This window comes from Micromonospora maritima, from assembly GCF_902825405.1.
Taxonomy (GTDB): domain Bacteria; phylum Actinomycetota; class Actinomycetes; order Mycobacteriales; family Micromonosporaceae; genus Micromonospora; species Micromonospora maritima.
On sequence record NZ_CADEAU010000003.1, the window covers coordinates 1 to 24,125 of the forward strand.

Below are 24,125 nucleotides of genomic sequence, written 5' to 3' on the forward strand. Positions count from 1 at the left end.
GGGCCGTAGCCGGCGGGAGCGGCGGCGGAGCCGCCGAGGTAGTGCCGGGCCGCGCGTACCGCGGGGTGGTCCGGACCGAGCACGGCGGGCCCGGCGGTGGCGACGCGGCCGTAGTTGCGGCGGGCCTCGTGCCGGTTGCCCAGCTCCTCCGCCACGCCGGCCAGGTCGAAGCTGAGCGCGAGCATCAGCGGGTCGGCATCGCCACGACGGCGCTCACCGGCCGCGTACGCCTCTTCGAGCGTCCGGCGGGCGGCGGCCGGGTCGTCGGCCTCGCGGTGCAGTCGGGCCAGCAGGTGACCGGTGGTCAGGACGTCCTGGTGGTCCTCGCCGTACGCCGGTCGGGCCGCGGCGATCGCATCGGCGAGCAGCCGGCGGGCGCCGGTCAGGTCGCCCGCGGCGCGCAGCGCGAGGGCCTGGTGTTGAGCGGCGGTCAACGGGGAGGGGTGGGGCACGTGAGCAATGCTGCCCGGAATCGTCCGTCGCGCGCTACCCGCCCGCTGATGGACGGCGTTGACCTGGGCAAACGTGGGGCGCTGGTGGTGATGTGCATGATCGTTCCGGGCCGTGTACAGTAATCCCCCGTGCGGCCCGACGGCCGGCTGATCCGGTGAGAAGATCACCTCGGCCGACCGGGTAGGCTGTACGTGCAGGTCCGGGTGGCGGAATGGCAGACGCGCTAGCTTGAGGTGCTAGTGCCCGTATAGGGCGTGGGGGTTCAAGTCCCCCCTCGGACACCAAATTGCAGCATCCATGCTGTGTTTCGCGTACTGGTGGTCAAGCGCGCTTGACCACGCAACGCTCAGCTCAGCGACTCCCTCGATCGACCCTGTCTCGATCGGGGGCGATTGTCGTGGCTGATCGTTCCGTGGCCCCCGCCATCCCGCCGGTGATGCTGGCCGACCGGGAGCAGGGCTCTCGTCGCCCGCGTGGTGGAGCTCCTCGCCGTGCGCCGCTGCCCCTGCCGGTCCTGCCGACGCCACGCCGGCACGATGGTGTACGGCCGGCCTGGCTGCCATCGACAACAGCGGCAGAATCGCACCATCATCCGAGCACTCGGATGGGGGCCGGGCTTCCGTCTGCACATCCGCGAGGGCTCGGGAGTCATCGTCGTCCGGCTGGACCGGCAGGGCGTCTTCACCATCACAGGCCAGGGCCACCTCCACCTGCCGGCGGCTGTCCGGCACTGGTGCGGGCTGACCGCCGGCGACCGGGTGCTGCTGGCCGGCCACCCTGCTGACGGCCTGCTCGTGGTGCATCCTCCTGCCGCCTTGGACGCGATGGTCGTCGCGGTGCACGTAGACCTGCTGGGCGGTGGTAAGGCGTGAGCGACACCACCGCTGGCCGGGCGGAACTCGATGCCGCGCGGCTGTTGCTGGCGCGGATGGGGATCTCGCCGGCTGACCTTGTCGAGGCGGCGTTGGACCGTCCACCCGCACCGACGTTCGCCGAGTACGTGCTGGTTGTAGCGGCGGCGGTCAGCGACGGCACCCGGCGGGCCTACGGCTCGTACTGGAAGCGGGTCCTGGAGCACTGGGGACAGCGGCGGCTCGATGAGCCGACGCCGTCGGAGATCGAGCAGCTCGCCGAGTACGCCAAGACGCACGTCGTGGCCCGGCGCAACGCGCGCGGCGGACGAAGCGCGGCGGAGCACCTGATCGCCGCGCTGCGGTGCCTGTACAAGCGGGCCGTGGCCGATGGTTACGTCGCTGCGGCGGACAATCCCGCGCTCAGGGTGGCCAAGCCGCGGCGCCTGCCCAGCACCAGACGGGCGGTGGCGGACAGCAGGTTCGCGGAGATCAACGCCGTTGCCGCCAGCACGGCGACGACCCTGCCCTGGACAGTCTGCTGCTGCGGCTGCACACCGAGACGGCGTGTCGCCGGGGCGGGGCGCGCTGGCGCTGAGGCCGGTCGACCTTGACCCGGACCAGTGCCTGATCCTGCTGCGGGAGAAGGGCGACACGGTGCGGTGGCAGCCGGTGTCACCGACGCTGATGAGGCATCTGCAGCAGCATGCCGAGGAGCGCCAGGCGACGGGAACTGGTCAGCTGCTGCGTTACCGCAACGGGCAGCCGATCACCTACCGGCGCTACGACCACCTGTGGGTGCGCATCGGTGAGCATCTGCCGTGGGTGTACGTGCAGCAGATCAGCACCCACTGGCTGCGGCACACGGCGCTGACGTGGGTCGAGCGGAGCTTCGGCTATCCGTGGCACGTGCGTACGCAGGGCATACCGACAGCGGCAGTGATGTCGGCACCACCAGTAGGGTGGAACGGAGCTTCGGCTATGCGGTAGCTCGAGCGTTCGCAGGTCACAACGGCAGGTCCGATGCGGGTACGACCAGCACCTATGTACGAGCTGACATCTACGAGGTCGCCCGAGCCCTGGCAGCGCTTACAGGCGAGCCGCATCCTCTGCTACCGGCAGCTTCGGCGCCGCCCGCTGATCTTGGGGGCTCCGGGGTCAAGACTGTTGCTCGGCACAGCGCCGGTGGTTAGTTCGGGTGGTAGCCGTACTCAGCGAGCCGGTCGCGGGCAATCTGTAGTTCCTCATCGGTGAAGAGAGCCGACCAGGGTTCGCGCAGGACGAATGCCTCCACAGTGAGGTCGAGGCGGCCCTTCTCCCAGAGGGTGGTGAATCCGCTGGAGACCGAGGACGCGTGCAGGAGTTGCCGGGCCGCGCCGAGCCCGCCGTGGGTGGAGATCATGCGGATGTAAATGGTCGCGTTGTAGTTGATTTCGCGCTTCATGGCGCGGTAGCCGTTGACGAGCGCCTGGTGGAAGTTCTTCTCCAGTTCCTCGCTTCGCGCCGGCGGCGCGTTCTCCGGTGCCTCGGTAGTGGCGGGTGGGATGGCGTCCATGGAAGGCCTCGGCGGCCTGCCGGCCGCGTTCGGACCGAGCGCGATGTGGTCGGCGAGCCCGGTGCCGAGGTGCTGCGGACGGGGCATGCTACGCGCGTGTAATCCACGGACGAGGGCGGTGTAGATGTCGCGTAGCGAGAGCAGGTCGTCCGCGCCGGGGATGCCGTCGCGCAGGACTCGGAGCAGTTCGCCGGTGAAGGCGGTGAATCGTTCACTGGCCGGAGCGATGGCAGTCGAGTTCGCGGGTGCGGAAGTGAGGGTGTAGGTGCCGCTGATGTCGATGGCGGCGGTGACTACTGACGAGACGGAGGTCATCGCGCTCGCCGCATGCCCGGAGAAGCAGCAGTCCAGGATCAGAATCCGGTTCTTCGCCGGACTCTCGGCCAAGGCCATGCGCAGCCACTCTATGGGAACGGCGGTGTAGGCAACGCGGTGTGGATCGGTGTCGGCCACGGCCAAGTGCAGCACCCCACGAGGAGTGAGAAGTCCATGGCCTGCGTAGTAGACGATCACGGTGTCGTCAGCGGCGTTGACAGTCTCGTCGAGCGCCGTGCCGACCTCGTGCTGGACGCGAGGATTGATCAGCTGGCGACATCGGGAAGGGTCTACTACTCCGGCGGCCCGATCGGTGAGCACTTCTGCCAGCGCGGTCACGTTGTTGGCGACGGACGGCAGGTCACTGATCGCATCACTCGTGAATTGCGCTGTTCCGATCAGCAGGGCGTTGGAGAGCCTTGGGTCCGGCAAACGCGTGCTCATGAGAGCCCGCCGGTCGTCTCATACGCTACTCGCAGCAGTCGGGTGGCCTCGCTCGCATTCGCGGAGTCGATCTCGACGCGCCGGCTGCGGTCGCCGTCGATGATCTCGACACTGATCCTGGTGCGGCGGGCCGACAGCCAGGCACTCAGCGTGCCGGCGAGCACGGCCACCGCGCCGCCGCTTCCGAGCGCCACGGTCAACGTCTCTGTGAGGCCGCCCATGTCGCCCGGCTTCAGGTCTGCCGCAACCGATCGGATTCGACCACGCAACTCGTCGTCGCGTTGAAGCCAGGCGTAGAGCGACGCCAGTTGATCGGCTGTGTCGTCAACAAGTGCGATGCTTGCGTGCACCCAACGATGATCCGCTACCCGCTGCACGAGCGCTACATACCGGTAGTGTCGCGTAGGCGGCCATTCCGAGTCTGCATGCAAGTCGAAGAAGGGCAAGATCTCTGAGGTTTTGGGCCGCCCTTGAGGGCCCGAACATGGGAGCCATCGATCACCGCCCGGGACATGTCCAACTGCCCAGCGGCCCGCAGTCTGCCGAGCAGAACCTCATGCAGTCGTTGCCAGACACCGGCATCGTTCCAGTCCCGCAACCTGCGCCAGCAGGTCATTCCTGAACCGAACCCAAGCTCCTGGGGCAGGTACTCCCACGGGATCGCGGTGTAGAGCACGAACAGGATCCCGCACAGCACCTTGCGGTCATCGAGAGGCGTGGCCCGGGAACCGGTGCCTGCGTGGTGGTCGGGGCGGCAACAGCGGTGCGATCTCGGCCCAGAGCTCGTCCGAGACAATCCACGGCGGCTGCTCACCCCTCCTCACGTTCAGACAGAACGACCCCCACGTCCTCAAGGACACGCCCAACATCATTTCGTTAGGAGCTCTAAACCGCTCCACCTGCTTGCGGCCCACCGGGCGGCGCTCCAAGATCAGACCAGGGCCACGGGGTATCGCGTCTCCGGCGTTACGGTGACGCCAAAGGGGATCACTAATCGGTTGCCGGTCGGAGCGGGACTGCCTAGCTTGCTGACCGTGCAGATCATTGGTCCTGGTGCATGCAGGTACGCCGGATGAGCGGCCGTCTTCGTGAGATTGCTCGGCAGACGGTGGCGATCGCCGAGTCGGGGTGCTTTCGCAATGGCGCCGGTGATGAGGTCGTCATCGGCGGGGCGGTGCGTGCTGCGGTCGCCGGCACTCGTCATCACCTGCCGGACGAGGTGCTCGCGGTGGGAAACGCGGAGCCCGGTGCCGGCATGGTGGAGGTGACGTACGAGTCGACGTTGCAGGCGGCGTACCGGCTTGGGCCTGGTGCGGCGTGTCTGGTGTTCGCGTCGGCGAAAAACCCGGGTGGCGGTTTCCTGGGCGGGGCGAAGGCGCAGGAGGAGAGTATCGCTCGCTCGTCGGCGCTGTACCCGTGTCTACTTGCCGCACCGGAGTTCTATGCATTCCATCGCGGGCAGCGGGATCTGCGTTACAGCGACAGGGTGATCTACTCCCCGGCCGTGCCGGTGTTCCGGGACGACAAGGGCAACCTGCTCGACCAGCCGTACACGACGTCGTTTCTGACGGCTGCGGCGCCGAACCTCGGGGCGATCGTGCGTAACCAGCCCGAGCATGCTGCGGATGTGCCGGTGGTGCTGGCCCGACGTGCTCGGCGGGTGCTGGAGGTCGCCGCTGCGCACGGGCGTCGAACGATCGTGTTGGGCGCGTGGGGGTGCGGGGTGTTCCGCAACGATCCCGCTACGGTGGCTGGCGCGTTCGCCGACGCGCTGCGGGTGGTCGACCAATTCGACCACGTGGTGTTCGCCATCCGCGACGGCCTGCCGGGCACACCCGTGTATCGCACGTTTGTGGAACGCTTTCCAGGAAATGCCGTGGACTCGGCGGGTGGTAACGATCGACGGTGAGCGTCGCTGAGTACATCGGATCACGCAGGAGGAGAAGCGGCTCAGCTACGAGCACGACCGGCGGAACAACTGACCCAAACCTCAGGTCAGCCCTCGACGTGGTGCCGTACGGGTCCCCGTTGGCGGTCCGGGGACCCGTACAGTCCGTGTAGGTTGAACGTCAACCGATCAGGATGGCACCAGTAACGTGCAACCCGAGGTGAGCATCGGTTCGTGTCGATCCCGACGCACCCCCAAACCCAACACTCCAGGTCAAACCCGACTTCGAGGTGCTGGCCTGCCCGACGACTCGAACCCCAACGTCCGGCTCCTCGGCCTTGGGGGCCCCTCGAATTCCGGCGACGAGAAGCTCTGGGTAGCGGTGTGCGGTGAGGCCTGCGGTGTAGTCGAGCGGCCCGCCATCGTTGGAGTCGTCGGCAGTGGGGTGGACCAGAGCGAGCGCCCAGCCTGCCCTTTCGATGATCTCGGTCTGGGTGCGCATGAAGTCGTTCGTGCCCGTCGTCGGGGAAGCTCCTCTAGGCCGTGTTTCGTAGCGCGAAGCCATTGGTTGATGGCGGCGATGGTGAGGGTGGCTTCGTAGCGCACGTGAGGTTCCCCCGGTAGCTCGGAGGCTTTCGATCATGCTCTGATGGAGCTGAAGGGAGTCATCCGTGGCAGCACCGAAGAAGTACCCCGATGAGCTGCGTGAACGTGCAGTGCGCTTATACCGGGAGTCGGACCCGAAGCCGGTGATCCGCCAACTCACCCGACAGCTTGGGGTGCATCACGAAGCGTTGCGGAACTGGATCCGCCAGGACGAAGCCGACCGCGGTCAGCGCGGAGATCGGCCGACGACCACCGAGCTGGAGGAGCTGCGCCGGCTGCGGCGGGAGAACGCCGAACTGAAGCGGGCCAACGAGATCCTGAAGGCCGCGTCGGCTCTTTTCGCCTCGGAACTCGACCGACCCGGCGACGGTCGTGACGCTCGTCAACGAGCTGAAAGATCGCTTCGGGGTCGAGCCCGTCCTCCGGGTCCTCAACATCGCCGTGTCGACCTACTACGGCTGGCTCGCCCAAGCCGCCAACCCGTCCACTCGGCGACGCGAGGACGCCGAGCTGGCGGTCGAGATCGCGGAGATTCACGACGTGTCCGGCCGCACCTACGGCAGTCCGCGGGTGCACGCCATGCTGCGCCGCCAAGGCCGGCACGTCGGCCGCAAACGGGTCGAGCGGTTGATGCGCGACGTCGGCCTGCAAGGGGCGTTCCTGCGCAAGAAGTGGCGCATCCCCTCGACGCGGTCGAATCCGAAGGCGACGCCGGCGCCGGATCTGGTGAACCGGGAGTTCACCGCTGCGGCGCCGAACCGGTTGTGGGTCGCTGACGCCACCCGCATCCCCTGCGGTGAGGGTGTGTTCTGGCTGGCCGCGGTGCGGGATGTGTTCTCCAACCGCATCGTGGGCTGGCGGTGTTCCGACCGCTGCGACACCGACCTGATCCTCGGCGCCCTCGAATACGGCGTCTGGTCCCGCGACGTTCGTGACGGCCAGCTGATCCACCACTCGGACAAGGGCTCGAACTACACGTCGTTCCGCTTCGCGCAACGCCTGGCCGACAACGGCATCCTGCCCTCCATGGGGTCGGTCGGCGACTCGTTCGACAACGCCCTGATGGAGAACTTCTGGTCGACCTTGAAGATCGAGCTGGTCTACCGCAACTCCTGGCGGACCCGCGACGAGGCCGAGAACGCGATCTTCAGCTACATCGATGGCTGGTACAACACCCGCCGCATCCAGAAAGACCTCGGCTGGCGATCCCCAGACGAGTACAAAACCGCCTGGCACACCCACCAGGCCCGGCCGGACGAGACGGCTATCGTTCAGCCTGAGCCCACCGGCGCCAGGTAACCAACCCTCCGGCAAACCGGGGGAACCTCAAGGGCGTATGCGGGCGCCGGTCAGGTGCCGACGCGGCGTGTCTCGTAGGCCCACATGACGATCTCGACGCGGTTGCGGGCGTTGAGCTTGCGCATCACGGCGGCGATGTGGGTCTTGACGGTGCTGAGGCTGATGGACAGCTCGTCGCCGATCTCGCTGTTGGTCCGCCCGCGAGCGGCGGCCACCAGGACCTGTTCCTCGCGAGCGGTCAGCGGCTCGACCGGCTCGGGTGGCACCGAGCGAGGGCGGCTGTTCGCGAAGGAGGACAGGAGTCTCGCGGTGATGTTCGGTGCGATCAGGGCGTCGCCGCGGGCGGCGGCATGGACGGCCTGGGTGAGCATCTCGGCGCCGGCGTCCTTGAGGAGGAAGCCTCGGGCGCCTGCCTTCAGCGCGCCGTGGACGTACTCGTCGAGGTCGAAGGTGGTGATGACGACGACGGCCAGGGGATCGGCGACGTCGGCTCCGGCGAGCTGGCGGGTGGCTTCGATCCCGTCGACGTCGGGCATGCGGATGTCCAGCAGGCACACGTCGGGACGCAGCGAGCGGGCCATGGCGATCGCCCGGCGGCCGTCGGCGGCCTCACCGACGACGGCGATGCCCGGTTGGGCGTTCAAGATCATGCAGAGCCCTGCCCTGACGATGTCCTGGTCGTCGGCGACCAGCACGCGGATGGTCATGAGGCCCGCGCGGTCAGCGGTAGCGAGGCGTCGACACTCCAGCCGCCGTCCGGGTCGGGTCCCGCCCGCAGCGTGCCGCCGAGCAGGCTCGCCCGCTCGGCCATGCCGCGCAGCCCGTAGCCGGCGTGCGGGGAGCTGGTCGTACCCGCCTCGCCGTCGTCGCGCACTCGCAGGTGCACCTGGCTGCGGGATGCGGTGACGTCGACGGTGACTCCGGTGGCGCCGCAGGCGTGGCGGGTCGCGTTGGTGACCGCCTCGGCGGCGATCAGGTAGAGGGCGGTGCCGACTGCCGGCTCCACGGCCTCGACGTCACCGCGGACCCGCACGCGGACGCCCGGCACCTCGCCGCCGGGACGAGCGAGTCGTTCGACGTCCACCACTCCTCGCCGGGTTGCGAGATCGGCGTCCGTTCCGTCGCGCAGCACGCCCACGAGGGCTCGCATCTCCGTGAGCGTCCGGGACGCCTCTTCCTCGATGGTGACCAGGGTGGCCAGCGCGCGTTTCGGATCCGCGGCGGACAGCGCGCGACCTGCCTGTGCCTGGACGGCGATGGCCAGGACGCGGTGGCCGACCGTGTCGTGCAGCTCGCGGGCCAGTTCGTTGCGCTGGTGGAGCCGCACCTGCTCGATGTCGCGGTCGCGGCTTCTGGTGCGGTAGCGCACTGCCGCGCCCAGCGTGGCCGAGAACAGGAAGAAGCCGTAACCGGCGACCTTCTCCGCGGGTGAGGTCGGGTCCGCGATGAGGGTGACGGGTAGCCAGACGAGGATGATGCCGAGTCCGAGGGCAGCCTCTCGACCTGCCCCCCAGCGCAGCAGTGCGTAGGGCAACACGAGCAGCCCCGCGATGCCCAGCAGACCTGTGGTGTCGATGACCGCGATCCTCGCGATGTCGAACGCGAGAACGGTTCCGAAGGCCACGGCGACGGCGGCCAGCGGCCGCGTGCGTCGCCACAGCAGGCACGCCGCGACCACGACGCTGACACCGACCAGCAGCGGCGCCCACGCCCTGTCGTCGCGCAGCATCACCTCGACGAGCGAGATCGCGACAAGAGTCGAGGACAACGCCCAGTCCCGCCAGACCCGCACCGGCGGACGTGCGGGGCGCGGCTCAGCCCAGATCCCGGCAAGCATGCATCCCCCCTCCCGGACAACGTAAGGGGGCCGCCGCTCAGGCGGATCAGTCGAAAGTACGGCGGATGTCCCGTGCCTGTGGCCAGGACAGCTCGAGCCCGCGAGCCGAGGTGGCGCCGGTCGAGGTTGCTCATGCTGAAGACATCGAGTGAGCCGACCTGGCTGACGCCATCACACAGGAGACGTGATGACCAGAACCGACAGACCAGCCGGTGCGCTCCAGGAAGCGCACATCCCCGTCCAGGCGAAGCTCGCCGCGGCCTGGGCCAGCATCATGTTCCTCTACATCTACGTCGACTACCTCGGCCTGTACGAGCCCGGCTTCATCGACGACATCCTGGCGGGCGTCGTCCACAAGTTCGACACCGGCCCCACCTTCGTCTCCCTTGCGCTCACGCTCATGGCCGTCCCGAGCCTCATGATCCTGCTCGCCACGACACTCCCCGCCCGTGTCAACCGAGCCACCAACCTCGTCGTGGCGACGCTCTACATCCCCGTCTCGGTCTACAACGCGGACGGCGCATCCTGGAGCTACTTCTACTTCTACGGCCTGTCCATCGGACTCGAGGTGCTGCTCCTGGCCTTCATCCTGCGCGCCGCATGGACCTGGCCCCGGAACGATCCAGAGCGGGACGGCACCGACGTCGCGACGCACCACGGAGTCGCCCGCCCCGTCGGGTAGCGGCGGCGTAAGCACGAGCAGCGCGGCGGCAAGGACCGCCGCGACCACCCTCAGCCGGCCGCGTGATCAGGCCGCGGTGCACTGGATCACGTGGGCACGTCCAGGGCTGCCGTCGCCGTCCCGCAGGGGGACGGCGACGGCAGCCCGGCGAGGTGGCGGAGCGACCGCGATGATCCCGCCTCCCGCCGGGCGACAGCACCCCTGCCGGGGCGAAGAGTCGTGCCACGCAAGCCGCACCCGAGCACACCGGACGGCAGGCCGCGCCGAACCGTCGTCGCCCGGCAGGTCTTCCTACCGGGCGGGCCACCGCCGTACGACGATGCCTCGATCTCCGCGTTGGCGCACGGCCGGGGCCGGAATGACCACTGGAGCCGCTGTTCGGCGAGCTACAGGTTGTTGATTCGGGCCAGCAGCTCTGCCTCGGTCAGGTTTTCCAGGACCGCGTCCTGCTTGCGGCCCAGGACCGCCAGCAGCTTCTCCTTCTCCAGCTTCTTGGCCGCTGCCGCCTTCGCCGCTTGGTCCTCCGCGAGGCGTACGGCGATGACGTGCTTGACGACCTCCAGCTTGGTCTCCAAGGTTGCCTTGGCCGGATTGGCCTCGGTGGCCACGAACGACTCGGTGTCGACGGCCTTGAGTTCGGCGTTGACCGCCTTGGCCACGTCGTCGAGGCTGAAGCCGGACTTGGCGGTCAGCGGAAGCTCCCACAGCTGTTCCGTGGACAGCAGTCCCTTGGTCGACGGATAACGGAACTTCTCCCGCGTGGCCTTCTCGAAGATGGTCATGGTGACCTCTCTGCACAATCTGGGTAGGGAATCAGAACTGGATGCTGATGAGGCGGCGTCGGCCGCCGGTCATGGTCACCCTGGCGACCACGAAGTTGCGGACGGTGGAACTGAAGCCGAGGCCGGAGAGCTGATCCGGAGACGGTTCGCACTTGGTGCGGTCGCCGAGGACCTCGAACACCTTGCGGTGCGGTTGCAGGTCGCCGCGGAGGAACTCGTTGTAGATCCCGCGCGTCGGCTGGTCGTTCACGCACCCCTTCAGGATGAAGAAGTAGTGCCGGTTGCCAACCTCGTTGTCGTCGAAGTAGTTCGGTGAGTACATGAGCGTGGACACCGGTACGAACTGTTCGGTGGTGATGCCCCACAACTGCTTGCCGGCACTGCCCGGCTGCACGTCCCTACCCGGCCGGAAAGCGGTGATCACCCCACCGGCAACCGTCATCCGGCCCACCTCGACGGTCTCCTTGTGGCCGACCGCGCGCTCGTGGCGGTAGTGCTCGATCTTCCCGTTGCTCTCGGTCTCGACCACGAAGCCGCCCTGGGTGCTGTCCCGCTTGCGGTACTGGTTCACCTCGATCCGGTACTCACCGTCGGGAACACGGTCGGTCCAGGTGACGTTCTCCACCGGCTCGCGGGAGAGCGTCCCGCCGGCGTTCATGTCGACGTCCAGCTTGTTGCGCTTCTCCTGGTACCAGATGTGGTCACCGTTGGGTTCGTACACGTGCAGGTCCAGGTCGTCGTGGTTGAACCAGGACAGGCTCACCCGCAGCTTGCCGGTGACGTTGCCGCCGGCCCGCTTGACCTTCTCCCTGATCGAGTCGGTGACGTTGCCGCCGTACGACCAGGCGAAGTCGTTGTCCCACCGGAACAACCGCGGAGCGCCCGGGTGCCGGCCGGTGGTGAGGCTGACGAGATTCGGCTCGTGGGAGTTGGCGACCCACAGGTCGATGGTGGCGGCGCCGGGCAGGATGTCCTTCATGAAGGAGACCACGGGGATCTCCTCCGGCTTGGCGTCGCGCAGGAGCGCACCTGACGACCGGGGGGCGGCCGCCTGCATGAGCAGCCCTTCGATGCCGTCCTTCATCCGTGCCTGGGTGTCGTTGTCGACCCACAGCACGTTGGTGACCGACACGTCGGACAGCCGGGCGAACCGTCGCTGCAAAGACTCCTCGACGCCCAGCTCGGCAATGGTCTTCACGGCGGCCTTGACCATGGCCGGGGTGATCAACGCCGTGGGGCGCTGGTAGTTCTGCGGCGCCACCTTTGCCTCGAAGGACCGGACCGCCTGCTCCAGGTCGACGCCCGCGGAGAGGTCCTGCACGAGGGTGCCGATCACCGTGTTGCGGAGACGGGCCGCCGGGTTCATGGCGTTGGCGAAGACGAAGGCACGTGCGTCGGTCGCCTTCGTCCACCGGTTCTGCAGCGACCGGAACTCGGTCACCGCTCGACGATGCTCCGTGCCGCGGTAGAGGGCGTTGGCGTCGACAAGGTCGACGACGGTGTCCAGAGCGTGCGGGGTCAGCTCGGCCAGGCCACGGTGGAAGACCTGCACCGCGGCGTCGAAGTTGCCCTGCGCCGCGCCGACGTCCTCGACGTGATGCCGCTTCCCCACCCGGCCGTGCAGGTGGTGCCACACCTCGACCTGGCCGTCGCGCAGCGTTCGGGTGGTCTTCGTTCCGTACTGCGCCTGACCGGACCGGAAGACGGTGGACAACGGCAGCGACAGAACGAACTCGTCCAGAGCGGCGGCGACGACGGAGAAGACCGGGTCGGATGCCGAGACGCCGGACCAGACGGTGCGGACCCGCCCGTCGTGGATCTCGACGACGTTGCCGAAGTGCTTGATGAAACCGCGGCAGGTCGAGCAGTCGTACTCGGATCGCTCACGGAACCGCGGATTGGTGCCGGCGGGGAAGGAATCGAGAAAGGTGAGCCAGAGTGAGTCCCGGTCGAGGCCGTCGCCGACGACGTACAACTCACCCTTGGACATGGTGGACAGACGCGAAGTCACATCCGTCACGAACTGCTGGAAATCGCCCACCGCTTCATCCCCCTTGATCGCCGGAGATCCTACGGAGCGACCGCCGATCGGAGAAGCGCGTTCCCGGCTGTTCGAACGGTCACAGACGGGCGCTGGTGGTCGGCGGTCGGTCGACCGGAGCGCCTACGGCGGTGGGGTGCCGGGTCGGCGGTCAGCAATTTCCGCCCGTTGGCCGGCGGCACCGTCGAGAACATCCCGGCCGACGCTGTGGATGCCTTTCCGGCACTGCCAGTCGCGTGTGGCGGCGGCGAAGCAGGCGATACTCGTGGTCCCTTCGACGCGTGGCAGGTCGGCGCGCCGGACGTCGTCCGAGCGGCTGCCCGCCTGTGCCACCAGATCCGTCCGATGACCGCCGGCTTGGGAGGAGCCGTTACTTCTGTCGGGTGATCGTGGCGGCCGTGATGTCGCTGCCCTGCATGTTCCCGGTCACCACGACGGTGTCGCCGGTCTGCAGGTCCTTGAGCGCGCCGGTCAGCCGGACCTGCGTACGGTCGCCTGTCTGCACGGTGACCACCTCGCCGGACTCGCGCCGGATCTTCATCGTGTCTCCGTCGATGTCGGTGACGGTGCCGGTGGTGGCCGGGGTGGCGGTGGCGGCCGGGGGAGCGGCGCCACCGCCACGGGCACCGCCGCCGCGGGCCCCACCGGCGGGTCCGTCTACCGCTGCCCCGCGTCCCGCCGGTGCGGGGGCGGGATCCGGTCCGTATGCCTGTTGCGCCTGAGCGCCGCCGGCGAAGCCGCCGACGAGCAGCAGCGCTGCCGCGAGCCACGGGGTGGCCCGGTTCCGCCAGGGGCGGGGTCCGGCGGCGAGAGCGGTGTCCAGGTCGGTCGTCATGTCTTCACCTGTCATTCGTAGCGGAGTGCGTCGATGGGGCGCAGGCCGGCGGCGCGGCTGGCGGGGACACTGCCGAAGAAGAGCCCGATCGCGACGGAGACGCCCAGGGCCAGCGCGACGGAGCTGGGCACGATCACCGGTTGCACGCCGACGATGGTGAACCGGCTGCCGATCAGCGCGGCAGCCACGCCGAGGCCGCCGCCGAGGACGCTGAGCATTGTCGCTTCGGCGAGGAACTGGGTGAGGATGGTGCGGCGGGGTGCGCCGAGGGCCTTGCGGATGCCGATTTCCCGGGTCCGCTCGGTGACGGTCACCAGCATGATGTTGGTGATGCCGATGCCGCCGACGAGCAGGCTGATGCCGGCGACGGTGCCGAGCAGGACGGTGAAGGTCTGCGCGGTCTCGGTGCGGGTGGCGAGGAGTTGGGCGGCGTTCTGGATCCGGTACGGCGCGGCACCCGCACCGCCACCACCTCCACCACGGCCGGTGGCGGCGGTGCCGGCCGGTAGCTTGAGGCGCTGGTTGAGGATCTGGGTGACCTGCTGCTGGGCGGCGTTGACGCGGTCCGGGCCGGTGGCCTCGACGAGGATGGAGTTGACCGGGCCGTACCCGGTGATGGTCTGCTGCACGGCGGTGAGCGGGGCGACGGCGAGGTCGTTCGGGTCGGAGAAGCCGGACGCCGAACTCTTCTCGGCGAGGACACCGACGACGGTGAACAGTGCGCCGCCGACGGTGACCTGCTGGCCGACCGGGTCGGTGTCGGCGAACAGTTCGGTGGCGACGGTCCGGCCGAGCACGACCACCCGCCGACCCTGGGCCACGTCCTGGTCGGTGAAGGCGGCGCCGGCGGCGAGTGGGCTGTTCGACGAGCCGAAGTAGCTCGGGTGGGTACCGAGGAACTGCGCCACCGGGTGCTCCGTCCCGGCGTGGGTCATCGTCGGGGTGGTGCTGACCACCGGTGAGACCGCGCGGACGTCGGGGGCGAGTGCCGGGTCGTGCAGGGACCGTGCGATGTCGACAGTGAGTGCCGACGGCGTCGTCCCGCCGCGGGCGGTGCTGGACACGGTGATGGTGTTGGTGCCCAGCGCCTCGATGCTGCGGTTGACGGCCTGGGCGGAGCCGTTGCCGACGGCGACCAGCAGGATGACGGCGGCGACGCCGATGAGGATGCCCAGCATGGTCAGCGCCGAGCGCAGCTTGTTGGCGGCGACGCCGCGGCCGGCGAAGCGGAGGATCTCCAGCAGGCTCACCGGGCACCGTCCTGTCGTACGTCGGTGGTGATCCGTCCGTCGAAGAGGGTGACCAGCCGGCGGGCGCGGGCGGCCACCTCGGTCTCGTGGGTGATCATGACGATGGTGCGGCCGGCGGTGTGCAGCTGGTCGAGGATGGCCAGCACCTCCTCGGTGGAGCGGCTGTCGAGGTTTCCGGTGGGTTCGTCGGCGAGGATCAGCGCTGGCTCGGTGACCAGGGCGCGGGCGACGGCGACGCGTTGCTGTTGCCCGCCGGAGAGCTGGTTCGGCTCGTGGTCGGCCCGGCCGGCGAGACCCACCATGTCCAGGGCCGCGAGGGCCCGTCGGCGTCGCTCGGCCGGCTTGACGCCGGCGTACGCCAGGGGCAGCTCGACGTTGGCCACCGCCGAGGTGCGGGGGATGAGGTTGAACGACTGGAAGACGAACCCGATGCGCCGGTTGCGGACGAGGGCCAGCCGGGCGTCGTCGAGTCGGCTGACGTCGACCCCGTCCAGGCGGTAGGTGCCGGCGCTGGGTACGTCGAGGCAGCCGAGGATGTTCATCAGCGTCGACTTTCCGGATCCCGAGGATCCCATGATGGCCACGTAGTCGCCGGCCGCGACGGTCAGCGACACCCCGCGCAGCGCATGCACGGTCGCCTCGCCCTGTCCGTAGACCTTGGTCAGGTCACGGACGTCGAGCACCGGACGGTTCGGGCCCTCGGTGGTGCGGTGGGCTCCGTCGACCAGGTAGAGGGTCACCGGTTGCCCCGCCCGCCGCCACCGGTCAGGCCGCCGCCCGCGGGCCCGCCGCGCCCGCCGCCGCCGGTGCTCGGGTCGGCGCCGCCGGTGCTGGGCAGGACGACCCGGTCGCCCTCGGTCAGGCCGGAGGTGATCTCGACGAGTTGGTCGCCCCGCAGGCCCACCTCGACCGGGCGGACGACCGGGTTGCCGTTGTCCAGGACGGTCACGGTGTTCCGGTTGCCGGCGCTGGTCACCGCGAGAGCGGATACGGCGACGACGTTCTCGGCCGTGTCGAGGGTGACGGTGACCTGCACGCTCTGGCCGGGCCGGGCGGCGTCCGGACGGTCCTTGAGGCTCAGGGTGACGCCGTAGGTCACCACGTCGTTGGCGGTGGTGGCGTTCGGGTCGATCGCGGCGAGCGTCGCGTCGGCGGTGGTGCCGGGCAGCGCGTTCCAGCTGACCGTGGCGGGCATGCCTGCCTTGAGCCGGGTAGCGTCGGCCTCGGGTACCGCGGCGGTGACCTCCAGCCGGGTCAGGTCGGCGATCTGCACGAGTCCGTCGCCTCCCGAGCCCGACGCGGTGCTCCCGCCTCCGGTCGCGCCGCCGGTGGTCGCGCCGCCCGTGGTCGCGCCGCCTCCGGTCGCGCCGCCCGCCGAGGTGCCGGAGTCCCCGACGCTGCCGTTGACGGCCACCACGGTGCCGGCGATCGGCGCGGTCAGGGTGGCGCCGTCGACCTTCTCCCGCGCGGCGGCGACCTTCAGCTCCGCCTGGGTCACCGCCGCATCCGCCTGGGTGGTGGAACCGTCGGTCTCCGCCGCCCGGTCGGCCGCATCCTGCGCCGCGTCCAGGTCGGCCTCGGCCGCCGCGAGTTCCCGCTTCGCGGCCGAGGCGTCGACCCGGGCCAGCACCTGGCCTTTCTTCACCGAGTCGCCGACGGCCACGGTGATCTCCGTGATCGGCCCGGCGGTGGCGAAGGTCGCGGTCGCGGTCGCCGCGCTGCGCACGGATCCGGGTACGGACACCGCGGACGTCACGGTCGCCCGGCTGACCGGCACCGTCCGGGCCTCGCCGGCGCTCGCCGTCCCCGGCGCGGTGAACGTGGTGTACGCCCAGCCGCCGGCGAGCAGCACCGCCACGGCGAGGCCGGTGTTGACGAGCAGGGACGGGCCGCGAGCAGGGATGAGTCGTCGCACACGCATGTCCGACAGCCTGGGGGTGGCGGCTCGGAGCGCACCCGGCGCAACCTCGGAGCCGGCTGGGAGTCGGGCGGCGGTCAGCTGTCGGCGAGAAAGTCCTCGATCCGGTGCCAGATGTCGTCGCTGTTGTCGTCCTGCATCATCAGGTGCGTGTTGCCCCGGACGCCCTCGTCGGGCAGGTACACCAGCTGGGCCGGGTGGCCGGCGGTGTCGACGAGACCGACGGTGCGCCGGCAGGCGTCGAGTCGCCCGGTCTGCCGACGTTCGGCGATCCGGTCGCCGTAGACCGCGATCGTCGGTGCGGTGGGGACCTGGTCGGCGTCGGTGGGGCAGCCGACGGGTTCGACGGCCACCACCGCCACGACCTGCTCGGGGTGTTGGTGTTGGTCGGCCACCGCGAACGCGGCCGAACCGGCGGCCGAGTGGGCGAGCAGGATCGCCGGGCCGGTCCGCTCCAGCAGGGCCAGCAGCGCCTGTTCCTGAGCCGTCGCTCCCGGTCCCCGGCTGCCGCTGTCGGCCGCACCGGTGGCGGTCGCCGACGGTCCGGGGGTGGGTCGCTGTGGGGTCGTCTCGGCGCGTGCACCAGCCGCGCCGCTGTCAGATCGCCAGTACGGTGGCAAGGCGGCGAGGAACTGGTCCATGTCCCGCACCGGGAACCGGGTGTCCGGGTACGGCTGGCCGGGCGACGCCCCGAAGCCCCAGCGCGACCAGATCTCCTCCTCGCTCCACACCGACATCGTCGGTTGGCTCGCGGGTGGGGCCTCGCCGGCGGCGACCGCGTTGAACGGCCGCACGTCGAAGCCGGAGATGGCCAGGGACGGCTCGTCCAGCACGTACACGGGGTGGCCCGCGCGGGCCGCCTGCTGTGCCCAACCCTCCCGGCCGTCCGGCGTGGTCAGGAAGATCGACGAGCTGAGCCCGAGCCCCGGCATCATGATCACCGGGGACTTGTCGGCCCCGGCGGGGACGAGTTGGTGGACCATCGTCTGTCCGGTCCAGGTGGTCGACGTCCGGTCGCCGCTGTCGTCGGTGACCTGCTGCCCACCGACGAAGAAGTAGCCGCTCGCCGTCACCGGCAGCCCTCCGTCGCGGGTGTCGTCGACCCATCGGGGCACCAGGAGCGCCCCGGTCAGAAATGCCAGGGCTGCCGCCGTCGCCGCGATGGTCCGTGTTCTCGTACGCATGCTGCCTCCCGTTCGGTTGCTGTACGGGAGTGAACGGGGGCAGGCTCGGAGCGGGCTCCGTGCCCGCTGGACGTTTCCAAACAGCCGCCGGTGGGGTCAGCCGTGCATGGTGCGCAGCAGGTCGACCAGTTCGTCGCGGTCGACGTCGGGCACCGAGGGCAGCAGGACCCGGAAGGTGGCGCCCCGGCCGGGGGCGGTGAGCAGTTCGACCCGGCCCTGGTGTCCCCGCACGAGGGCCGCCACGATGGACAGGCCGAGGCCGGACCCGCCGCTGCCGCGGGTCCGGCTCGGGTCGGCGCGGTAGAGCCGCTCGAAGACCCGTACGGCCTGGTCGGTAGCCAGGCCCGGCCCGTCGTCGGTCACCTCCAGCACCGCGACCGGCGCTGCGGCGGGCAGCGGGTCTCCCACGGCCGTGACGGGCGCCGGTCCGGCCGGGGTACCCCGCAGTCGCCCGGTGCGGACCGTCACGCGGGCCTGCGGTGGCGTGTGCTGCAGGGCGTTGTTGAGCAGGTTGGCGGCCACCTGGCGCAGCCGGTGCTCGTCGCCGGTGACCATCACCGGTTCGAACCCGTCGTTGTCGTCGAGGGCCGCCAGGCGGATCCGCCGCTGCGGTGCGCGGGCGTGCGCGTCGCGGACGCTGTCGGCGGCGACGGCCAGCAGGTCGACCGGTCGACGTCGCAGGGGGCGTTCGTGGTCGAGTTGGGCGAGCAGCAGGAGGTCCTCGACGAGCAGACCCATCCGGGCGGCTTCGGCCTCGATCCGCGCCATCGTCCCGTCCAACTCCGGACCCGGTGGCGTTCCGCCCCGGCGGTAGAGCTCGGCGAAACCGCGGATGGAGGTCAGCGGCGTGCGCAGCTCGTGCGAGGCGTCGGCGATGAACTGCCGCAACCGCCGCTCCGACTCGCGGCGGGCGGCGACCTCGGTGGAGATCCGGTCCAGCATCAGGTTGAGCGCCCCACCGAGCCGGCCCGGCTCGGTGTGCGGATCGGCGTCCGGCACCCGGCGCGACAGGTTGCCGCCGGTGATCTGCGCCGTGGTCTGCTCCATCCGGGTCAACGGCCGAAGGCCGAGCCGGACCACCACCGCGGCGAGCGACGCCAGCAGCATCAGGACGACCACGATCACGACCGCGTCGATCAGCAGCAGCAGGTCGGTGGTCTCCTCGACCTCACGGAGCGACACCGCCAGCACCGCGATGCCCCGGTCGTCGCCACGCTCGACCACCAGGACTCGCCACGCGGCTGTGCCGTCGGTGGCCTCGACGGTGTACGGGCGAGCGTCGGTGGCACGGGCGACGAGCCCGTCGTACGGCTCGACCACCGGCACCGTGGTCGACTCGTCGGAGCGCCGGACGTCCTCCAGGCTGCCGTCCGGGCCGTACAGCAGCACCACCTGTTCCGGGCCGAGCCGGGCGCGCGGCAGCACGCGGGTGCGCTCGTGCGGGTCGTAGGTCGGGACGGTGTCCCGGGTGAACGGCCGGCTGACCGCGGTGAGCTGGTCGTCGATGCGGTCGGTGAGGGTTCGGCGCAGCAGCACCAGCCCGGCCGCGTTCGCCGCGACCAGCGCGAGCGCGGTCAGCGCTGCCACGACCACGACCAGCCGGGACCGCAGGGTCCAGCGTCCCCAGCGGCGCAGCCGCCGCACGCGGACGGCGCGACGGCGTCCCACCGTCACCCACCCCCGGTGCGAGGCACCCGTAGCGTGTAGCCGACGCCTCGGACGGTGTGCACCAGTGGTGGGGCCTGCACGTCGATCTTCTTGCGCAGGTAGTAGATGTACGACTCGACGATTCGTCCGTCGCCGCCGAAGTCGTAGTTCCACACCCGGTCGAGGATCTGCGCCTTGCTGACCACCCTGCCGGCGTTGACCATCAGGTACCGCAGCAGGTTGAACTCGGTCGGCGACAGCTCGACGACGCGGCCGCCGCGCCGGACCTCGTGCGCGTCCTCGTCCAGTTCGAGGTCGGCGTAGCGCAGCACGCCGTCCGGCGCCGGCGCGTCGTCGGCGCGGCTGCGGCGCAGGATCGCCCGGATCCGCAGCACCACCTCCTCCAGGCTGAACGGCTTGGTCACGTAGTCGTCCGCCCCGACGGTCAACCCGGAGATACGGTCCTCCACCGTGCCCCGCGCGGTGAGGAACAGCACCGGCACCCCGGCCCCCGTGCCGCGCAGCCGCCGGGCGACCTGGAAGCCGTCGAGGTCGGGCAGCATCACGTCGAGCACCACCAGGTCCGGATCGAACTCCTCGGCCAGGGCCAACGCCTCATGGCCGCCGCCGGCCACCCGCACGTCGAACTCGACCAGCCGCAGCGTCGCCGACAGCAGGGCACGGATGTTCTCCTCGTCGTCGACGACGAGCACACGGGTACGGCGATCAGACACGATTGCCAGGTCTATCGGGGAAACCTCGGAGCGAGCTGGGAGCGACCTGTTCCGGAGCTGAGCGAGATCATCCGGTGGCGAGGAGCAGGTCACCCTCGGCGAGGCCGGACCTGATCTCCACGAACTGGTCCCCCCGCACACCGATCACGACGGCGCGTGGTTCGGCCGCCCCGGCGAGCAGTACGGTGCCCGACCCGTCGGGCCGAATCTCGACCGCGCCGGACGGGACCCGCAGGACGTCCGCGACGGTGGCGATCCGGATCCGCACGGCGGCGCTCTGCCCGATCAGCAGATCGTCCGGAGCACCGTCCAGCGCGAGCCGGACCCCGAACCGGACCACCTGACCGTCGCTGGTGCCCACCGGGTCCACCTCGACCACCTCGGCGTCCAGTTCGGTGTCCGGCCGTCCGGCCGGGGTCACCGTGGCGGCCTGCCCCACCGTGATCTGCCCGGCGTCGGCTTCCGGGAAGGTCGCCGTGATCTGCATCCCGTCGACGACCGCCAGCTCGATGAAGCGCGCACCCGCCGACACCCGGGTTCCCACCGGCCCGGCCACCGACAGCACCCGTCCGGCGACCGGCGCGGTGATGGTCGTGCCGGCCAGCCGATCCTCCGCCTCGGCCAGGTCCAGCTGCGCGGCCGTCACCTGCTGGTGCGCCCGCAGCAGCGGGTCGGCGCCGGCGGCGTTCCCGCCCGGCCCCGAACCACCCGGCTCCGCCGGGCAACCTCGTGGGCCCGCCGACGCCGGGGTCGACGCGCTAGCCGCCGGCCCCTTCCCGGTTCCGCTCGGCGAGGGCTTGACGGGGGCGGCCGACGATCCCGTGGGAGTCGGTGTGGCCGACCGGGTGGCCGACGGTGAGGCCGACGGCGAGGGCTGGTCAGGCTCGGGCCTCGGTGTGGGTGACCCCGGGTCGCCCGATGGCGTCGTCCGGGCGGTGTCGCCCGCCGTGGCGGCGCCGGCTGCACCTCCCGCGCCGTCTCCCCGCGTGTCCGACACGGGTGACGTGGCGCACGCGAGGGTGTCCGGTTCATCCTCGGCCTCGAGGTCGTCGAGCGCGGCGCGTGCGTCGGCCAGCGCCTGCTCCGCGCGCGTCACCTCGGCGTGGGCCTCCTCGTCGTCGAGTACCGCGAGCACCTGCCCGACGGTGACGTCGGCCCCCGGGCGGACCCGGATCTCGGTCACGGTGCCGACCGCGGTGAACGCCAGTCCACGGCTCGCCGCGGGCCGTACCGAGCCGGTGGCGGCGACCGCCGAGGTCACCTCACCCCGGTCCACCCGTACGGTCGCCGCCGGCGCTGCGGTCCGATCCGCGTCGCCGGGAAACGCGACCGCCCCCGCCGCGACAGTGACCGCGACCAACGTGGCGGCGGCGACGGCGGGTACCGGCCGGCGCCGGACCGCCCGCCACACGTGCAGGTGGATGCCCATGGCAGCGATCGTCGACCCACTTGCTGACAGAGAACTCGGCCGCACCTCGGAGTTACCTCACAGCCCACCATTCCGAGGCGACTCCCAGGCCCGTCGGAGCGACGCCGGAGGTTGGTCGTCTCTGCTGACCCGGTCGGGCGGGCGTGGGCCCGCACCCGAGACCCGAGGAGAGCCACATGCCCCGCATCCATCGACGACCGGCCCTGACCGTGGCGGTCGGCGCCGCCCTGCTCGCACTCGCGGCCGGCTGCGGCGGCGAACCGGCGGCCGAGCAGTCGAACCCGACCCCGCCGGCGTCCGGTGGGCTGGCCGCGTACGCGGCGTGCCTGCGCGAGCAGGGCATCGACGTACCCGATGACCTGCCCTCGGCCCGACCCGGCCGCAGCGGGCAGGGGGACCGGACGGCCCGACCGAGCAACCGACCCACCGCCCGACCCTCGGGACAGCCGGCCGAGGGGAACCGCCAGGGCGGGCTGGAGGCGTTACGGCCGGCCGACGTCGACGACGCCACCTGGGCGAGCGCTCAGCAGGCCTGCGAGGGCTCACGCCCGCAGGGCGGCCGGCGCGGCGACGGCTGACCCGAGGGCGGTATGCCGGGCACTTGACCCGTGGTGGCGGCGAAACCTTCAACCGTGGGTCGGGGTGTCTGTCGGTGAGCCGTCCGGCCGGGCCGACAGCACCCGGTCCCGGCCGGACGGCGACCACACCCTCGTACCGGAAGGACCACTGATGCCAAGGATCAACCGCCCCGGCCTCGCGGCTGCCGCCTGTGCCCTCGGGCTCGGCGCCGCCGTCGCGCTCACCGGGCAGCCCGCGCAGGCTGTGCCGCCGGCTCTCGACTTCGGCTGCGAGCGGGTCGCCTGGAGTTCGGACGGCAACTACCACGACCGCGACGACATCGGCGCGTCCGCCATGACGCTGGCGCTGCTCGCGGAGAAGGGCCAGCAGTCCCGACTCGTGCACTGGGACTACAACTCGCACCTGGGCAGCTCCACCGCGAGCTGGGAGCGGGACATGGTCACCGCCACCGAGGGCGTCGCCGGGCGGTTCGGCTACGACGTGGCCGGCATCTTCCGCAACAGCCAGACGAACCTCGACGGCGCCGTGTCCCACCTCCGCGCGGCGGTCGACGCCTCCACCGCCGGCAACACTCTCTGCCTGGTCGGTGCCGGCCCGATGGGTGTCGTGTACCGGGCGTTGCAGGGCTCGAACACCGCCGCGCGTCAGCACGTCACCCTGATCTCGCACTCGGACTGGAACAACAACCACGACGACGACGACAACCGGTGGAACCTCGCCGACATCCGCCGCGACTTCCCCCAGGTGAAGTACAAGCGGATCCCGGACCAGAACGCCGGTCTGGGCACCGGTGGAGGTGAGGGGAAGTGGGCCTGGATGGCCGACAACTCCGACCGGCGGCTGCAGTACGTGCACAACGTGGTCAACAACATCATGAACAAGAAGGGCGACGTCTCCGACGCCGGAATGATGTACTACGTGATCACCGGTGACGACTCCGGCAACGCCAACAGGCTGCGTACCTTCCTGACCTCGCCCGGGGGACGGCGGTGGGTCGTCGCAGACCGTGCAAGGTGAGTCGTTCACGTCGCAGTCGGGGGCGAACGCGGCCTTCCACGCCCCGGCGCAGGGCGGCGCCACGGCGGGTTACGTGAACGACAGTGACTGGGCCGGCTACGCCCAGGTGTCCACGGCCGGCCGGACGCAGTTCTCCGCACGGGTCGCCTCCGGCACCTCCGGCGGCACCATCCAGGTGCGCTCCGGCTCGGCCGGCGGTCCGCTGCTCGGTTCGGTCAAGGTGCCGACGACCGCCGGCTGGACGTCTTACCACGATCTCACCGGGCGGACGCCCGACAAGCGATGTCAGTGGGGTGAGGGTCGCGGCGGGGTTCCGGGTGTCGGTCTTCGACCGGACCGACTCGGCCGTGCCGCTGGTGGTGCTGACCGGCGACAAGGACTTCTGCGGCAACCCGCTCAACGACCGGGCCAGCCGGGTGCTGGTCGAGCGGGTCGGCGCACCGGCCGACGGTGCCACGCCCACCGCGCCCGTGCCCTCGCCGTCGTATCGACCACGGGGTGCCCCAGGCCCTGCACGTGATGCTCACCGACACCGACACCGACACCGACACCGCCACCGGCAGTGCCGGTGACATCACCGTCGCCGGGTTGCGCGTCGACGGGCCGGTCACCGGCAGCAACACGATCTCCGCCCGGATCGGCACCCGCATCACCGGGGTCACGATCACCGGCCTGGTCGTCGACGGCAGACGGGTCACCGCCGCCACCGTCGGCAAGCTCAGCGTCAGCGGTGCCGTCACCGGCGTCACCGTCGACGGTCAACCACTGCAGTGACTGTC

26 protein-coding genes, 1 tRNA gene and 2 pseudogenes are annotated in these 24,125 nt (G+C 70.5%); 12 read left to right on the plus strand and 17 right to left on the minus strand.

The annotated features are described in order from the left end of the window. Positions 1 to 452, minus strand: a 452-nt coding sequence (locus HUW36_RS00745; RefSeq protein WP_174526279.1) for a tetratricopeptide repeat protein, incomplete at its 3' end; no start/stop codon positions are given. A gap of 198 nt (positions 453 to 650) precedes the next feature. Between HUW36_RS00745 and HUW36_RS00750 the strand changes: the two genes are divergently transcribed. The 4 genes from HUW36_RS00750 (at position 651) to HUW36_RS34250 (ending at position 2,294) form a co-directional block, all read left to right on the plus strand. After that, positions 651 to 737 (plus strand) — tRNA-Leu (locus HUW36_RS00750). A gap of 189 nt (positions 738 to 926) precedes the next feature. Then, positions 927 to 1,325: a hypothetical protein gene (locus tag HUW36_RS00755; RefSeq protein ID WP_246247759.1), complete on the plus strand. Its 399-nt coding sequence runs from the start codon at positions 927 to 929 to the stop codon at positions 1,323 to 1,325. Further along, positions 1,322 to 1,918, plus strand: coding sequence for a hypothetical protein (locus HUW36_RS34245; protein ID WP_246247761.1), 597 nt, complete (start codon positions 1,322 to 1,324; stop codon positions 1,916 to 1,918). The genes HUW36_RS00755 and HUW36_RS34245 overlap by 4 nt, the downstream gene beginning before the upstream one ends. Beyond that, complete coding sequence (locus HUW36_RS34250) at positions 1,872 to 2,294, plus strand: site-specific integrase (RefSeq protein ID WP_246247763.1); 423 nt, start codon at positions 1,872 to 1,874, stop codon at positions 2,292 to 2,294. The genes HUW36_RS34245 and HUW36_RS34250 overlap by 47 nt, the downstream gene beginning before the upstream one ends. A gap of 199 nt (positions 2,295 to 2,493) precedes the next feature. Here HUW36_RS34250 and HUW36_RS00765 read toward each other — a convergent pair whose 3' ends face one another. The 3 genes and pseudogenes from HUW36_RS00765 to HUW36_RS34255 all read right to left on the minus strand — a co-directional run. Then, positions 2,494 to 3,618 carry a caspase family protein gene (locus HUW36_RS00765; protein ID WP_174526280.1) on the minus strand — a complete coding sequence of 375 codons (1,125 nt, stop codon included), beginning with the start codon at positions 3,616 to 3,618 and terminating at the stop codon, positions 2,494 to 2,496. Beyond that, the gene (locus HUW36_RS00770; protein WP_174526281.1) at positions 3,615 to 3,968 is read right to left on the minus strand and encodes an effector-associated constant component EACC1; all 354 of its coding nucleotides are present in this window, start codon (positions 3,966 to 3,968) and stop codon (positions 3,615 to 3,617) included. The genes HUW36_RS00765 and HUW36_RS00770 overlap by 4 nt, the downstream gene beginning before the upstream one ends. An 83-nt stretch (positions 3,969 to 4,051) precedes the next feature. After that, a pseudogene (locus HUW36_RS34255) lies at positions 4,052 to 4,415 on the minus strand (transposase); the annotation flags it as partial. A gap of 275 nt (positions 4,416 to 4,690) precedes the next feature. Here HUW36_RS34255 and HUW36_RS00780 point away from each other — a divergent pair. Next, entirely contained in the window at positions 4,691 to 5,527 is an 837-nt protein-coding gene (locus HUW36_RS00780; protein ID WP_174526283.1) for a TIGR02452 family protein, read from the plus strand. 160 nt (positions 5,528 to 5,687) lie between these two features. Here HUW36_RS00780 and HUW36_RS00785 read toward each other — a convergent pair whose 3' ends face one another. Then, the gene (locus tag HUW36_RS00785) at positions 5,688 to 6,008 is read right to left on the minus strand and encodes a hypothetical protein (protein ID WP_174526284.1); all 321 of its coding nucleotides are present in this window, start codon (positions 6,006 to 6,008) and stop codon (positions 5,688 to 5,690) included. A gap of 169 nt (positions 6,009 to 6,177) precedes the next feature. On the opposite strand from HUW36_RS00785, the pseudogene HUW36_RS35065 reads away from it, so the two are divergent. Next, a pseudogene (locus HUW36_RS35065) lies at positions 6,178 to 6,393 on the plus strand (transposase); the annotation flags it as partial. A gap of 91 nt (positions 6,394 to 6,484) precedes the next feature. Beyond that, positions 6,485 to 7,411 carry an IS3 family transposase gene (locus HUW36_RS00790; protein WP_174526285.1) on the plus strand — a complete coding sequence of 309 codons (927 nt, stop codon included), beginning with the start codon at positions 6,485 to 6,487 and terminating at the stop codon, positions 7,409 to 7,411. Between the two features lie 50 nt (positions 7,412 to 7,461). On the opposite strand, the gene HUW36_RS00795 is transcribed toward HUW36_RS00790, so the two are convergent. Together HUW36_RS00795 and HUW36_RS00800 are read right to left on the minus strand one after the other, a co-directional pair. Continuing rightward, a complete protein-coding gene (locus HUW36_RS00795; RefSeq protein WP_174526286.1) occupies positions 7,462 to 8,118 on the minus strand; it encodes a response regulator in 657 nt (218 codons plus the stop codon). Then, complete coding sequence (locus HUW36_RS00800; RefSeq protein WP_246247765.1) at positions 8,115 to 9,203, minus strand: sensor histidine kinase; 1,089 nt, start codon at positions 9,201 to 9,203, stop codon at positions 8,115 to 8,117. The genes HUW36_RS00795 and HUW36_RS00800 overlap by 4 nt, the downstream gene beginning before the upstream one ends. Before the next feature lie 232 nt (positions 9,204 to 9,435). On the opposite strand from HUW36_RS00800, the gene HUW36_RS00805 reads away from it, so the two are divergent. Continuing rightward, complete coding sequence (locus HUW36_RS00805; protein ID WP_174526288.1) at positions 9,436 to 9,930, plus strand: DUF6326 family protein; 495 nt, start codon at positions 9,436 to 9,438, stop codon at positions 9,928 to 9,930. Between the two features lie 386 nt (positions 9,931 to 10,316). Here HUW36_RS00805 and HUW36_RS00810 read toward each other — a convergent pair whose 3' ends face one another. The 10 genes from HUW36_RS00810 to HUW36_RS00855 form a co-directional block, all read right to left on the minus strand. Beyond that, positions 10,317 to 10,712, minus strand: coding sequence for a hypothetical protein (locus HUW36_RS00810; protein ID WP_174526289.1), 396 nt, complete (start codon positions 10,710 to 10,712; stop codon positions 10,317 to 10,319). Between the two features lie 31 nt (positions 10,713 to 10,743). Beyond that, entirely contained in the window at positions 10,744 to 12,753 is a 2,010-nt protein-coding gene (locus tag HUW36_RS00815; RefSeq protein WP_174526290.1) for a hypothetical protein, read from the minus strand. 370 nt (positions 12,754 to 13,123) lie between these two features. Beyond that, positions 13,124 to 13,588, minus strand: coding sequence for a hypothetical protein (locus HUW36_RS00820; RefSeq protein ID WP_174526291.1), 465 nt, complete (start codon positions 13,586 to 13,588; stop codon positions 13,124 to 13,126). Between the two features lie 11 nt (positions 13,589 to 13,599). Beyond that, positions 13,600 to 14,838, minus strand: coding sequence for an ABC transporter permease (locus HUW36_RS00825; protein WP_099164492.1), 1,239 nt, complete (start codon positions 14,836 to 14,838; stop codon positions 13,600 to 13,602). Continuing rightward, positions 14,835 to 15,578 carry an ABC transporter ATP-binding protein gene (locus HUW36_RS00830; protein ID WP_099164493.1) on the minus strand — a complete coding sequence of 248 codons (744 nt, stop codon included), beginning with the start codon at positions 15,576 to 15,578 and terminating at the stop codon, positions 14,835 to 14,837. The genes HUW36_RS00825 and HUW36_RS00830 overlap by 4 nt, the downstream gene beginning before the upstream one ends. Beyond that, positions 15,575 to 16,759 carry an efflux RND transporter periplasmic adaptor subunit gene (locus tag HUW36_RS00835; protein WP_174526292.1) on the minus strand — a complete coding sequence of 395 codons (1,185 nt, stop codon included), beginning with the start codon at positions 16,757 to 16,759 and terminating at the stop codon, positions 15,575 to 15,577. Before HUW36_RS00835 ends, HUW36_RS00830 begins: the two co-directional genes overlap by 4 nt. 74 nt (positions 16,760 to 16,833) lie before the next feature. Further along, complete coding sequence (locus tag HUW36_RS00840) at positions 16,834 to 17,940, minus strand: alpha/beta hydrolase family protein (protein ID WP_174526293.1); 1,107 nt, start codon at positions 17,938 to 17,940, stop codon at positions 16,834 to 16,836. A 96-nt stretch (positions 17,941 to 18,036) separates the two neighbouring features. Beyond that, positions 18,037 to 19,608: a sensor histidine kinase gene (locus HUW36_RS00845; RefSeq protein ID WP_174526294.1), complete on the minus strand. Its 1,572-nt coding sequence runs from the start codon at positions 19,606 to 19,608 to the stop codon at positions 18,037 to 18,039. A gap of 2 nt (positions 19,609 to 19,610) precedes the next feature. Next, positions 19,611 to 20,321 (minus strand): response regulator transcription factor, encoded by a 711-nt coding sequence (locus HUW36_RS00850; protein ID WP_425487212.1) that lies wholly within the window; start codon positions 20,319 to 20,321, stop codon positions 19,611 to 19,613. A gap of 67 nt (positions 20,322 to 20,388) precedes the next feature. Beyond that, positions 20,389 to 21,750 carry an HlyD family efflux transporter periplasmic adaptor subunit gene (locus HUW36_RS00855; RefSeq protein ID WP_174526295.1) on the minus strand — a complete coding sequence of 454 codons (1,362 nt, stop codon included), beginning with the start codon at positions 21,748 to 21,750 and terminating at the stop codon, positions 20,389 to 20,391. Between the two features lie 209 nt (positions 21,751 to 21,959). Between HUW36_RS00855 and HUW36_RS00860 the strand changes: the two genes are divergently transcribed. The 4 genes from HUW36_RS00860 (at position 21,960) to HUW36_RS00875 (ending at position 24,120) form a co-directional block, all read left to right on the plus strand. After that, on the plus strand, positions 21,960 to 22,328 hold the full coding sequence (locus HUW36_RS00860) for a hypothetical protein (protein ID WP_099164497.1): 369 nt from the start codon (positions 21,960 to 21,962) through the stop codon (positions 22,326 to 22,328). A 151-nt stretch (positions 22,329 to 22,479) separates the two neighbouring features. Beyond that, the gene (locus HUW36_RS00865) at positions 22,480 to 23,346 is read left to right on the plus strand and encodes a hypothetical protein (RefSeq protein ID WP_174526296.1); all 867 of its coding nucleotides are present in this window, start codon (positions 22,480 to 22,482) and stop codon (positions 23,344 to 23,346) included. Next, entirely contained in the window at positions 23,336 to 23,866 is a 531-nt protein-coding gene (locus HUW36_RS00870) for a carbohydrate-binding protein (protein WP_174526297.1), read from the plus strand. Before HUW36_RS00865 ends, HUW36_RS00870 begins: the two co-directional genes overlap by 11 nt. Continuing rightward, positions 23,845 to 24,120, plus strand: coding sequence for a hypothetical protein (locus HUW36_RS00875; RefSeq protein WP_174526298.1), 276 nt, complete (start codon positions 23,845 to 23,847; stop codon positions 24,118 to 24,120). Before HUW36_RS00870 ends, HUW36_RS00875 begins: the two co-directional genes overlap by 22 nt. Positions 24,121 to 24,125 lie beyond the last annotated feature (5 nt).

What these genes read in the sequence shown, in the direction of transcription:
- HUW36_RS00765 (WP_174526280.1), bottom strand. Translation starts at nt 3,618, where the DNA reads ATGAGCACGCGTTTGCCGGACCCAAGGCTCTCCAACGCCCTGCTGATC.
- HUW36_RS00780 (WP_174526283.1), top strand. Translation starts at nt 4,691, where the DNA reads ATGAGCGGCCGTCTTCGTGAGATTGCTCGGCAGACGGTGGCGATCGCC.
- HUW36_RS00785 (WP_174526284.1), bottom strand. Translation starts at nt 6,008, where the DNA reads ATGCGCACCCAGACCGAGATCATCGAAAGGGCAGGCTGGGCGCTCGCT.
- HUW36_RS00795 (WP_174526286.1), bottom strand. Translation starts at nt 8,118, where the DNA reads ATGACCATCCGCGTGCTGGTCGCCGACGACCAGGACATCGTCAGGGCA.
- HUW36_RS00805 (WP_174526288.1), top strand. Translation starts at nt 9,436, where the DNA reads ATGACCAGAACCGACAGACCAGCCGGTGCGCTCCAGGAAGCGCACATC.
- HUW36_RS00810 (WP_174526289.1), bottom strand. Translation starts at nt 10,712, where the DNA reads ATGACCATCTTCGAGAAGGCCACGCGGGAGAAGTTCCGTTATCCGTCG.
- HUW36_RS00820 (WP_174526291.1), bottom strand. Translation starts at nt 13,588, where the DNA reads ATGACGACCGACCTGGACACCGCTCTCGCCGCCGGACCCCGCCCCTGG.
- HUW36_RS00835 (WP_174526292.1), bottom strand. Translation starts at nt 16,759, where the DNA reads ATGCGTGTGCGACGACTCATCCCTGCTCGCGGCCCGTCCCTGCTCGTC.
- HUW36_RS00840 (WP_174526293.1), bottom strand. Translation starts at nt 17,940, where the DNA reads ATGCGTACGAGAACACGGACCATCGCGGCGACGGCGGCAGCCCTGGCA.
- HUW36_RS00855 (WP_174526295.1), bottom strand. Translation starts at nt 21,750, where the DNA reads ATGGGCATCCACCTGCACGTGTGGCGGGCGGTCCGGCGCCGGCCGGTA.
- HUW36_RS00865 (WP_174526296.1), top strand. Translation starts at nt 22,480, where the DNA reads ATGCCAAGGATCAACCGCCCCGGCCTCGCGGCTGCCGCCTGTGCCCTC.